Here is a 10539-nt window from a genome sequence, read left to right on the forward strand (position 1 = left end):
ATCCCTCTATTCCAAAAGATTTTCCAAACCGTAGACGAGCGTCTCCAACTTCATCACCGTCTCGATGGCGTAGCGGACGCCGGACATAAACGATTTGCGGTCAAAGGAATCGTGGCGAATGGTCAAGAGCTCGCCGCTCGAACCGAAAAGCACTTGTTGATGGGCGATGAGTCCCGGCAGGCGAACGCTGTGGATGCGAAAACCGTCCACATCGGCTCCGCGTGCGCCGTCGATCAGTTCTTTTTCTTCGGGATGGCCTTGACGCTTCCGTTCCCGCACCGCGCGGATCAGCTCCGCCGTTTTGATGGCCGTTCCGGACGGCGCGTCGCGCTTTTGGTCGTGGTGCAGCTCGATGATTTCCACGTCTTGAAAATAGCGGGCCGCCATTTGGCTGAATTTCATCATCAGCACCGCGCCGATCGCGAAGTTCGGAGCGACGATCGCGCCCAGCCGTTTCTCCTCGGCCATCGCTCTAAATCGTTCAATGTCCTCCATGGAGAGGCCGCTCGTTCCGACAACGGGGCGAACGCCGTACCGTATCGCCTTTTCGGTATGGATGCGCCCGGCCTCCGGCGTTGTAAAATCGACGAAAACGTCGGCTTCGATGTCGCTCAGACAGCGGTCGATATCGGTATAAACCGGGGCATCCGACTCGGGCAGCCCGGCGATTTCGCCGATGCGCTTGCCTTCATGTCGACGGTCAAGCGCGGCGACGAGTTCAAAGCGCGGCTCGTCCAGAACGGTGGCGATCGTCTCCCGCCCCATTTTACCGCGCGGTCCGGCCACGATGACTTTTATTTTATCAGCCATGTCCTCACCCCTCTATCCTGGTCCAGCGATCTTTGTCGCGCGTTTTAAATTTGTGCATCACCCGATCGAAGGCTTCGGTCAGATCGATGTTCAAGGAATTGGCCAGACAGATGACGACGAACAACAAATCTCCGAGTTCTTCTTCAACGGTTTTTTCTTTCTCCGTCTTTTTTTTCGGCTTTTCCCCGTAATGATGGTTGATCTCCCGGGCGAGTTCGCCGAGTTCTTCCGTGAGCCGCAAAGTCATGGCGAGCGGCGAAAAATAACCTTCTTTAAATTGGCTTATGTATTCATCGACTTCCTGCTGTAAAGCTTTCATCGTTTTTTCTGCCACGGGTTTCACATCCTCTTTTTACTTCTTGCCGTCGTTTTAGGCTCAACCCTATCTTAACGAATGCCGCAGGGGGTTGACAATTTTTTGCGCCGTCGCGACGGGGCTTCGCCTGCCGATATGGCGGCCTTTTTCAGACGCGCTAAAAAAATTTTCGAGATAAATGGCAGGGCGGGCGGAGAATCGAGCACGCCCGGATATAAGATTGCTGGAAAAGCGGCTGCGAATTGAAGAAGCCCGCCTTTTTCACTATACTGGCATAGGATGCATTTTTTCGGATCAATTCATGGAGGGATTGTCGTGCCATTGAACATCAAGGCCAAAAACGTGTTTTTTATGGTGCTCGGTTCGGCGATTTTTGCCTTCGGACTCGTCAATTTCAACATGCGCAACCACCTGGCGGAAGGCGGCGTGACTGGCATCACGCTGATTTTATATAACCTCTTTCACATCGATCCGGGTGTGAGCAACCTCGTGCTCAACATCCCGCTGTTTATTATCGGCTGGCGGATGCTCGGGAGAAACGTGTTTATCTATACGATATTGAGCACCGCTTGTTTGTCGGTTTTTTTATGGATTTTCCAATACGTCATTCCGTTTTCCTTTTCCCTCCGGCATGACATGACGCTTGCGGCACTGTTCGCCGGCGTGACGATCGGAACGGGGCTCGGCATCATCTTCCGATACGGCGGCACGACCGGCGGTACGGATATCATCGCCCGCCTCGCCTTTCGCTATTGGGGATGGCAAATGGGGAAAACGCTCTTTGCGATCGACGCTTGTGTTATCACCCTTTCGCTCGTGTATTTGGATTACAGAGAAGCGATGTACACGCTCGTCGCCGTGTTTGTCGGCGCCCGCGTCATCGATTTCATTCAAAACGGCGCTTACGCCGCCAATGCGGCGATGATCATCTCTAAAAAGAACAGCGAAATCGCCAAAAAAATCATTGAGGAATTGGACCGGAGCGCCACGATCATCCCCGGTAAAGGCGGTTTTACCGGTCAAGAAATCGATGTCCTTTACTGCGTCGTCAGCCGCAGCGAAATCTTCCGATTGAAAAACATCATCCAAAGCGTCGATCCCCACGCGTTTGTGGCGGTCCACGATATTCACGACGTCTTGGGAGAAGGCTTCACGCTCGATGAAAACAAAAAACCGCTTTTCGAAAATTAATGGAACGGAACCGGCAACAGCAAAAACCGGCCGCCGAAGCGGCCGGTTTACCTTTGTTATCAGACGGGACCATGCGCACCGTCAATCTTCATCGTTGTTGTTCATGCCGACAAACATCAGGATGAAGCGCAACAGTTCCATGACGGCGACGAGAGCCGCAGCCACGTAAGTCAACGCGGCGGCGCTCAACACCTTGCGCGCCATGCGCTTTTCATCCCCCGTCGTGATCAAACCGAGGTCGACGAGCTGAACCATGGCTCTCCGCGACGCGTTAAATTCGACGGGGAGCGTGACCAATTGGAAGAGGACGGCAGCGGCAAAGAAGACGACGCCGAGGAGAATCAATTGCAAGGACTGGAGAACCGCGCCGATCAAGATAAAGAGATATGAAAGGTTCGAACCGAGATTCGCCACGGGCACGAGGGCGTGGCGGATGCGCAACGGCGCATAGCTCTCTTTATCCTGGATCGCATGACCGACTTCGTGGGCGCTGACCGCGATCCCCGCAACGGATGTTCCATAAAAGTTTTCCGACGACAACCGCAACACTTTGGCGCGCGGGTCGTAATGGTCGGTCAATCGTCCGTCGATCTCCTCGATTCCCACATCATAAAGGCCGTGGTAATCGAGAATGCGGCGAGCCACTTGGGCACCGGTCAGCCCCGTCGAATTCGCGACTTTGGCGTATTTGTTGTATGTCCCCATCACGCGGGCTTGCGCCCAGAGCGGAATGAGCAGGATGATGATGAAATAAAGGAGACTGGTACCGATACTCACTTTGCCTTTCCCTCCACGGCTTATTTAAGGTCAATTTTAGTCAAACTTTTTGCCGGTGTCAACGGAATGGCCTTGATCCACCGCTGGTCCGCCCTCATTTTGTGAACGAAATGTGACGGTTTTTCGCCCTTTCTCCCCTATATTTTCTCCACGACACATACAATAATGTAGCCCCGATGCATCCGCCGATGACGAAAGCCGTAAATCGTTCCGCCGGATTCCACGGAGCTCCGATGACGGGCTCCACGCTTTTGTCTTGAAACAACGCCCTCAAATCTCGCTCGATTTTGTCCAAGCGGGCCGCCTGTTTTTGGCGATCTTGATCTTGAACGATCGTCATCCGCTCATCGTCAAGCCGGTCGATTTCGAGATCGACCGCTTTCAGACGCGCCGACGGCATGGCGATGACCAAAGAAGGATAGATTCGGTCGTAAACGTCCATAAATTCGTTCAAATCTCTTTGAAGCGCGCGATCGTCCTCTTTGACGACATCGTTTTTCACTTTATGGAAAGCGGCGAGCACGTGCGCTTTCATGCCGAGCCATATCGGTTGGTTTCGATGAAGCGCGGCATCGACAGCCAGCCGAAAGCTTTCGGCGGCTTTCAAGCATGCGGCTTCGTCGCCGGAAGCCAACGCCTTGCGAAGCTTCTCCTCGGCCGCGGCGATCGCCCGATCCGTAACCGTACCGGCGAGCGCGTCCCCTTCCGCATCCCACAGGTCACTAAATCGCTTTAAATCATTGCCGGCGGTTTCGAACTGTTGGTTAGCGGCGGCTTCGTACACTTGATCGGCCGCTGTCAGCAGCTTATTGTATGCTTCGCTGTCGTCGGCGTTGGCAGCGAGCGGAAAAAAAGACAAGAAGAACGCGAAGAGGACCGGCGCCCAAGCCTTCATATGCATCCCTTCCTTTAAAAATGCCTGTCCGCGATGTCTTTACGACATTATATGAAGTCTCGGGCGCCGGTAGACCGGCCGTCAAGCGACGGGCGATCGTTTGACACACAATAAATAGACGATGCCGATGGTGAGAACGCTCAACCAAAAGGTGAAGTAGCCGACAACAGGCAAATAGCTTTGCAGCGGACCGTACCACGGCATCATATGAAAAACGTAATCCACGATTTCATTGTGCAACAGCCAGATGCCCGCAAGCGCCAAATGGCGCATCTTTATTTTATAAAAAGGCGCATAAACAAGGCCCTCCAAAGCCATGCAAGCATGGGAAACCATCAACAGATAATTTCCGAACACCAAGGCGTAGCCGGTCAAACCGCACCAAATGTTCATCACCACCGCCCAGACGCCGTATTTAAACAACGAACAAACGGCAAGCGCTTCGATCCAAGGGGCGTTGCGCTTTAAAATGAACATAAGAAGGACGATGCAAAAAAACAAACTCGCCGTCGGACTATCCGGCACGAACGGCCAAAAATAACCGGGGGTCACCGCCAGTTGATCGCGGTACCAGTAAAATCCGTACACGGTGCCGAGCGCGTTGACGATTAATAAGAGGGACAACACGCTTTTATGCATCAAAACATAGCGGAAATACGCCACCCAATCACGCCTTCCCGTATAAAATCATGCGATATGCCAGCGAATGGCGATGCCGTGAAGCCCCTTGACAAGGACGGGGCTTGAACGAACAAACACGTCCGCCGGAGCGCCCGATTGAAAACCGACAGGCGTGAAGGTTCGCCTTTCACTTGAGGGGCCTCCCTTTTTCCTCGCTTGGTTCCCATTCAAGTCCCCAAGCCGCCCGGCGCGCCGGTAAGAGAAAAAAGGCACAAAAATAAGCTGGCATCACCAGCTTATTTTTTACTGACATCGCTTACGAATTTCGCCAACACATCCAGTTCTTGCTTAGAACCTTTGAAAACACCTGGTGGCATATTCCCGCCGCCCTTCGTTGCCATCGAAGAGACGATCGCCGGGTTCAAATTTTTGCCGACCAAAGCGGGGCCAACGCCGCCTTCCAGGTTCTGTCCGTGGCAGCCCGCACAATTTTGGCTGTAAAGTTGGTAACCTTTCGAGCTCTTGTCAATCTCCACTTGTTTGACGATCTTGCCTTGTTGCTCCGATTGCTCCCAGTTGTGCGTGACCGAGGATTCCCAAGTCAAATAGACCATCAGTACGACCGTCAGCAGCATGATGGACGTCGCAATCGGGCGCTTGATCGGCCGGCGTTCCAAGCCGCGGTCCAACCAAGGAGCGAGCAACAAACCGATCGCCGCCAAGCCGGGGATGATTACCGTCCCGATGATTTTATAATCCCCGGATGCGTAAGGGTACTTCAATAATTGATATAAGAACAAAAAGTACCAGTCAGGCAGCGGGATGTAACCCGAGCTCGTCGGATCGGCTTCCTTTTCCAGCGGCGACGGATCCGACATCGTCAAAATGAGAAAGCCGATGAGAAAGACCGCGCCGACCATCCATTCCTTTAAAAGGAAGTTGGGCAAAAAGGCTTCGGTTTTTCCCGGATACTCGGAATAATCTTTGGGAGGGATAAATTTGCCTTTGGCCGGTACCCTCGAGTCACCGACGAACTTCATCCCTTTACCACGATGCATCGGTTTCCCTCCTTCGTGAATTGGTTGGGCTCAGGCAGATCATAGCGGCCCGGAAATGCCTTGACGACGGATCATCAAGAAGTGCGCGGCCATCAATCCCATGAGCAACGCAGGCAAGAAGAAGACATGAATCGCGAAAAACCGGGCGAGCGTTTGCGCGCCGACGATGTCGCTCCCCTGCAACAAGAGCTTGATCCAATCGCCGATGATCGGAAACGACGCGGCGATTTGCAGTCCGACCTTCGTCGCAAACAGCGCTTTCATGTCCCATGGCAACAGGTAGCCGGTAAAGCCGAGACCAAGGATGACGAAGAACAGAAGCACGCCGACGATCCAGTTCAACTCGCGCGGCTTTTTATACGCACCGGTGAAAAAGACACGAAGCGCGTGCAGAAACACCATGACGATGGTCACGCTTGCCCCCCAATGGTGCATGCCGCGGACGATTTGTCCGTATGCCACATCGTTCTGCAAATAATAAACGGAGTCCCAAGCGTTGTTAATATCGGGGACATAATACATCGTCAAAAACATGCCGGAAAGGATCTGAATGACGATCGTAAAAAACGTCAGTCCGCCGAAGCAATAAACGAAGGCCGAAAAATGGTAAGCCGGGTTGACATGTTCGGGGACTTCGTGATCGGCCAGATCGCGCCATAACGGCGTGATATCCAGCCGTTCGTCGATCCAGTCATACAACTTTTGAAACACCTATTATGCCCCCCCTCGCGGTTTTTCTTCACCAAGATACAACCGGCCGTTTTTCACTTTCGTCTCATAGACGTGCAACGGTTCGGGCGGGGGTGTACCAGGAACGTTGATGCCGGTCTTCGTGTAGCGGCCGCCGTGGCACGGGCAATGGAATTGGTTCGGATGGGCGGGATCGTCGTTCCAGGCCACGGTGCATCCGAGATGGGTGCACACCGGCGACAGCGCAATGATTTTCCCGTTATCGTCCTTAAATATGTACGCGATCTTTTCTTCTTTAAACTTGTGCCACCCGTCAACTCGGTCAACCGAAAACGTTTTCCTCACGGGCTCGGTGGTGATGTCTTTAACCGCCATGACATCGACCATTTTGCCGCCTTTTTCTTCACGGAGGAGCGGATCGATCGCAAATCGAACCATCGGCGCCAACATCCCGGCCGCCATGAAGCCGCCAACACCCATCAAGGTGTAATTCAGAAATTGGCGTCGGGTGACATCATGCTCTTTGTTGCTCATGATTCCCCCCCTGTTCTATAGGAATTTCCGAAACATTTAAAACACGCATATTACTAGGACAATCCAATGATAGCGCATTAATTCTTTTAATGTCAATAAATAATGACTTATGTCACAGCTTTACGAACGCCATTCTGTTCTGATCCGTTTCAACACGATTTCCACATTTTCTTCGATGACATCCTTTTGGTGGCGCGCCTCCAAGTGCTCGAGCGGCGCGGAGGCAAACCAAATCAGTCCGGGGCACTCTTCTTCCACGCGTTTCCAGTCCACATCAGATGTCACAAAAAAGACAAATTTTGTTCCGTTCGCTCGACATTCATTCTCCCACATTTTTAATCTTTTCATTCGCTCGCTCATCGCTTCGCTTTTCAAATAGGCAAACGGCGGGCAAAGAAGGACGCGTCCGTGCAGCTCGCGTTCGGCCGCGGAAGCGATCGCTAAAGCAAATTCGCCTTCCCGCACCGTCGCAAGCATGTCGCTTTCCCATGACAGCGGGACAAGCGGTAGGATGACCGTGTCGATGTATTCCTTGTTCTGCAAGTAGCGCTTGACGTCGATGGCCTGCCAATTCATCCGTTCGGCACCTCCGTATTATTTATATCCGAAAGCGATCAAAAAGATATTATACGATTTTGCGAACATTTCCAAGTGTTTGTCGCCGAGATCGTCGCATCAGGGCAGTGTTATCAAGAGATGACCTTATTTTAATAGCCTTTCGGCAATATGCCCAGGCGACGGGGATCACATGTTTCGCTCTTAATTTTATGCCTTTTGTCACCGGCGGCCGAAAAAATTCCCATCCCTTCCGGCGGCTCTGCCGCTTTGCACGGCTGTCCATTTTTCCTTTTCACGCTCGCATCCGGCGGCATGGCCCCGGTTTAACTCATGATGAATGCGATGACCGCGGAGCGCGGCCAATAAAAAAACTCCCTTGAATTTTCAAGGGAGCCACGGATTCCTTTACCGGTTTTCGGAATCGGAATCTCCGAGGGCGCGAAGCTTCTCTTGAACGCTTCGCCATTCCGACGAAAGCGCGCGAAAGCGATCTTGATCGCGCGCATCAAGCGCCCGGTCGATTTCTTCAGAGAGCCGGTTTTTTTGAAACAGATAGCACGCCCGGTTCAAGACGCGCTCGGCTTCTTCGCCGAAACGGCGTTCGAGGTCGGCGCGCTCATACGGGTTCTCTTCAAGAACCGCCGCATATTCCGCCGATCGGGAAGCGTCCGGAAAAATCAAGCGAATGTAGACCGGTTCATCCGTATTCAAGCGCAAGTCATGGAAGGCCTTTTCCGGTTGTTCCGTAACGACGTTGCGCACGCGGTAAATGAAAGGGGGATCCGGAGTATGTTTTTCGGAGACGATCATTGCCCGCGGGCAATCGACGACATTGTCGACAAACCGGAGAAGGTTCACCGTGTGATCCACGCTTAAAATATAGTTCAGCAGCCAGACGCATTCCCGGCTTTTTAACTCAAAGCGCCGCAAAAACCACTTTAAAAACGCCCGCTTCTCGCTAATCGATACGGTTTGTTCCATCGCTATCGCCCCCTTTTGCTTTGGTTTTCCCTTTCAAGCGTCCGGCTAACGGTCATGGTGTTGCTAAATTCAAACATTCGCCAAACATGTTAAAAATCCTCTTCCAATCGTTCGACAAAACCGCGCAATTCCTCGTTTGTCGGATCGATCTTAAGCGCAGCGCGGAAAAGGCCGAGCGCTTTTTCCCTGTCGCCGCTCTGCCAAGCGGCCTCGCCGTAACCGGCGAGAAACTGCGGATCGTCGGCAAAGTAATCGGCAATTTTTCCATAAACCTCTAAAGCGGCATCGACGCGATCTTCCTCCATGTAGGCTTCCGCCAAAAACCAAAGCAAATCCGGATCTTCTTCCTCCTGCTCGGTGACCAAACGGATCACTTCGTCGTTTTGCCCTTTTTCTTTTTTCAAAGCGGCGAGCTTCCGAAGGGCTTCCAAGTGTTCGGGCTCCCATTCCAACAACCGCTGCAAATAGCTTTCGGCGCGATCCAATTCGCCGTTTTTTACGGCGAGGTCGGCCGCTTCAAGGAAGAGGCGCTCGTTGTGCTCATCGACCTTCATGCCTTCCTCAAGCGTGGCCATCGCCTCTTTCATCGCGCCTTCGTTCCGATAGGCTTCGGCAAGCACAGGATATAACGTGCTGTAATTCGGATCGAGTTCCTTCAATTCTTCCAGCGCGCGGATCGCCGTCTGATTTTTGCCGACGCGCAGCGCCGTCACGCCGTAACCGAACAAGCCGTCCAGCGTTTTTTCCTTCTCAAGCCCCTTTCGGTAGTACAGGAGCGCTTCTTCAAACTTGCCGTTCAAACTGAGCGCTTCGGCTAATTTCAACGCGACGTTTTCATGCGCCAAACGTTCGGCGTGCAACACTTCTTTATAATATTTTTCCGCTTTGCCGGGTTGTCCGGTCGACATGTAAAATTCCGCGAGCGCAAAAAGAATCACCGGTTCCTCGGGGGCGGCCCGATGCGCCTTCAACAAATGGTTTTCTGCGACTTCTTCAAGCCCTTGGGCCTGGTATATATCGGCAAGGAGCAGCTCGGCGCTCAAATAATTTTCGTCCAAAGGATGGATGGAAGACAGCCATTCGAGCGCTTCATCTTCCTTTCCCAAATCCAATGCCGCTTCGCCGAGCGCGAGCAGGATGTCGGAATGACCCGGATGCACGCGGTGAAGGCGTTTTAAAATGTTATAGGCCTCGTCCGCCATCCCCCACTGTTCATAAAGGTTGGCGATTTGAAAGGCCGTGTCGTCATCGGCGTTGTTTAAAATCTCTTTAATTTTTCTTAACCCTTCTTCATATTGCCCCGTTTCCACAAGGGTAACGGCCAGGCTGAGCTCATCCATCATCTCGCTTCCACTCCCAACAGCCGCCAATCGGTTCGGCATCGCGATTTTCATTTCTTGATTCAATCGTAAAGAAAAGAAAGACAATCCCCGCCCCACGGAACGGGGGCAGTTCCATCATAACGGTTCGGGCGCCCGTCATCAAGCTGGACGGATCACATCTGTTGTTCGTCTGTGATATTGTCATATTGTAACGCTTCAGTGAAAATGTCAGTATGAGACAGGAGCGAATTCCATTGAGCAAAAAAGAATTGAAGCGTTACAAAGTCATTCGTCAATGGATCGAAGGGTATATCACGGGAAAACAAGCTGCCGAATTGTTATCGCTAAGTCTTCGTCAGGTTTATCGCCTCAAAAAACGAGTCCTTGAGGAGGATGAAAACGGAGTCATTCACAAAAACCGGGGGCGAAAACCTGCACATGCCTTATCCGAAGACATCCGGCAAAAAATCCTGAATCTCCGCCAAAGTGAAAAATATCGGCACTGCAATGATGTCCATTTCTCCGAATTATTGGCCAAACAGGAGGGAATCCGGGTCAGCCCTTCTACGGTCCGTCGAATCCGATGCCAAGCCAACATCCCGCCCAAACGGAAACGGCGCCCGGCAAAGGTTCACCGCCCGAGAGATCGGAAACCGCAAACCGGCATGTTGGTCCAGATTGACGGAAGTTCCCATCGTTGGTTGGAAGACCGTGCGGAACCCATGGCTCTTTTGGCGGCCATTGACGATGCCACGGGAAAAATCTTGGCCGCGGTCTTCCGCCGCC

The 10539-nt window shown here is 52.6% G+C and carries 13 protein-coding genes; 2 read left to right on the forward strand and 11 right to left on the reverse strand.

Going from position 1 to position 10539, the window contains the following annotated elements; all coding sequences use genetic code 11:
* Positions 1-6 precede the first annotated feature (6 nt).
* Together dapB and CCB157_RS13150 are read right to left on the reverse strand one after the other, a co-directional pair.
* Positions 7-810, reverse strand: a complete 804-nt coding sequence (dapB, locus tag CCB157_RS13145; protein WP_077616336.1) for a 4-hydroxy-tetrahydrodipicolinate reductase — start codon at positions 808-810, stop codon at positions 7-9.
* A gap of 4 nt (positions 811-814) precedes the next feature.
* Entirely contained in the window at positions 815-1129 is a 315-nt protein-coding gene (locus CCB157_RS13150) for a nucleotide pyrophosphohydrolase (protein WP_077616352.1), read from the reverse strand.
* 348 nt (positions 1130-1477) lie between these two features.
* Between CCB157_RS13150 and CCB157_RS13155 the strand changes: the two genes are divergently transcribed.
* Positions 1478-2317, forward strand: a complete 840-nt coding sequence (locus CCB157_RS13155; RefSeq protein WP_439951331.1) for a YitT family protein — start codon at positions 1478-1480, stop codon at positions 2315-2317.
* A gap of 81 nt (positions 2318-2398) precedes the next feature.
* On the opposite strand, the gene CCB157_RS13160 is transcribed toward CCB157_RS13155, so the two are convergent.
* The 9 genes from CCB157_RS13160 to CCB157_RS13200 all read right to left on the reverse strand — a co-directional run bounded on the left by CCB157_RS13160 (position 2399) and on the right by CCB157_RS13200 (position 9774).
* On the reverse strand, positions 2399-3094 hold the full coding sequence (locus tag CCB157_RS13160) for a zinc metallopeptidase (protein ID WP_439951330.1): 696 nt from the start codon (positions 3092-3094) through the stop codon (positions 2399-2401).
* A 94-nt stretch (positions 3095-3188) separates the two neighbouring features.
* Positions 3189-3989, reverse strand: a complete 801-nt coding sequence (locus tag CCB157_RS13165) for a sporulation protein YpjB (RefSeq protein WP_077616338.1) — start codon at positions 3987-3989, stop codon at positions 3189-3191.
* An 81-nt stretch (positions 3990-4070) separates the two neighbouring features.
* Positions 4071-4628 carry a lipoprotein heptaprenylglyceryl N-acetyltransferase LhaT gene (gene lhaT / locus CCB157_RS13170; protein WP_193432305.1) on the reverse strand — a complete coding sequence of 186 codons (558 nt, stop codon included), beginning with the start codon at positions 4626-4628 and terminating at the stop codon, positions 4071-4073.
* 278 nt (positions 4629-4906) lie between these two features.
* A complete protein-coding gene (locus CCB157_RS13175; RefSeq protein ID WP_077616340.1) occupies positions 4907-5668 on the reverse strand; it encodes a menaquinol-cytochrome c reductase cytochrome b/c subunit in 762 nt (253 codons plus the stop codon).
* Positions 5669-5707: 39 nt separating this feature from the next.
* Complete coding sequence (gene qcrB, locus CCB157_RS13180; RefSeq protein ID WP_077616341.1) at positions 5708-6379, reverse strand: menaquinol-cytochrome c reductase cytochrome b subunit; 672 nt, start codon at positions 6377-6379, stop codon at positions 5708-5710.
* Between the two features lie 3 nt (positions 6380-6382).
* The gene (locus CCB157_RS13185; RefSeq protein ID WP_077616342.1) at positions 6383-6892 is read right to left on the reverse strand and encodes a Rieske (2Fe-2S) protein; all 510 of its coding nucleotides are present in this window, start codon (positions 6890-6892) and stop codon (positions 6383-6385) included.
* 120 nt (positions 6893-7012) lie between these two features.
* Positions 7013-7468 (reverse strand): DUF2487 family protein, encoded by a 456-nt coding sequence (locus CCB157_RS13190; RefSeq protein ID WP_077616343.1) that lies wholly within the window; start codon positions 7466-7468, stop codon positions 7013-7015.
* 387 nt (positions 7469-7855) lie between these two features.
* Entirely contained in the window at positions 7856-8431 is a 576-nt protein-coding gene (locus tag CCB157_RS13195) for a ReoY family proteolytic degradation factor (protein ID WP_077616344.1), read from the reverse strand.
* Between the two features lie 89 nt (positions 8432-8520).
* Positions 8521-9774: a tetratricopeptide repeat protein gene (locus tag CCB157_RS13200; RefSeq protein WP_158077317.1), complete on the reverse strand. Its 1254-nt coding sequence runs from the start codon at positions 9772-9774 to the stop codon at positions 8521-8523.
* A gap of 233 nt (positions 9775-10007) precedes the next feature.
* Between CCB157_RS13200 and CCB157_RS13205 the strand changes: the two genes are divergently transcribed.
* On the forward strand, positions 10008-10539 hold a 532-nt coding region (locus tag CCB157_RS13205), incomplete at its 3' end, for a helix-turn-helix domain-containing protein (protein ID WP_143287050.1).

Origin of the sequence: Caenibacillus caldisaponilyticus (genome assembly GCF_002003465.1) — a bacterium.
Taxonomy (GTDB): Bacteria; Bacillota; Bacilli; order Bacillales; family Sporolactobacillaceae; genus Caenibacillus; species Caenibacillus caldisaponilyticus.

Excerpts from the sequence above, each read along its gene's own strand:
- dapB (WP_077616336.1), bottom strand. The coding sequence starts at position 810 with ATGGCTGATAAAATAAAAGTCATCGTGGCCGGACCGCGCGGTAAAATG.
- CCB157_RS13150 (WP_077616352.1), bottom strand. The coding sequence starts at position 1,129 with ATGAAAGCTTTACAGCAGGAAGTCGATGAATACATAAGCCAATTTAAA.
- CCB157_RS13155 (WP_439951331.1), top strand. The coding sequence starts at position 1,478 with ATGGTGCTCGGTTCGGCGATTTTTGCCTTCGGACTCGTCAATTTCAAC.
- CCB157_RS13165 (WP_077616338.1), bottom strand. The coding sequence starts at position 3,989 with ATGAAGGCTTGGGCGCCGGTCCTCTTCGCGTTCTTCTTGTCTTTTTTT.
- lhaT (WP_193432305.1), bottom strand. The coding sequence starts at position 4,628 with ATGCATAAAAGCGTGTTGTCCCTCTTATTAATCGTCAACGCGCTCGGC.
- CCB157_RS13175 (WP_077616340.1), bottom strand. The coding sequence starts at position 5,668 with ATGCATCGTGGTAAAGGGATGAAGTTCGTCGGTGACTCGAGGGTACCG.
- CCB157_RS13185 (WP_077616342.1), bottom strand. The coding sequence starts at position 6,892 with ATGAGCAACAAAGAGCATGATGTCACCCGACGCCAATTTCTGAATTAC.
- CCB157_RS13190 (WP_077616343.1), bottom strand. The coding sequence starts at position 7,468 with ATGAATTGGCAGGCCATCGACGTCAAGCGCTACTTGCAGAACAAGGAA.
- CCB157_RS13195 (WP_077616344.1), bottom strand. The coding sequence starts at position 8,431 with ATGGAACAAACCGTATCGATTAGCGAGAAGCGGGCGTTTTTAAAGTGG.
- CCB157_RS13200 (WP_158077317.1), bottom strand. The coding sequence starts at position 9,774 with ATGATGGATGAGCTCAGCCTGGCCGTTACCCTTGTGGAAACGGGGCAA.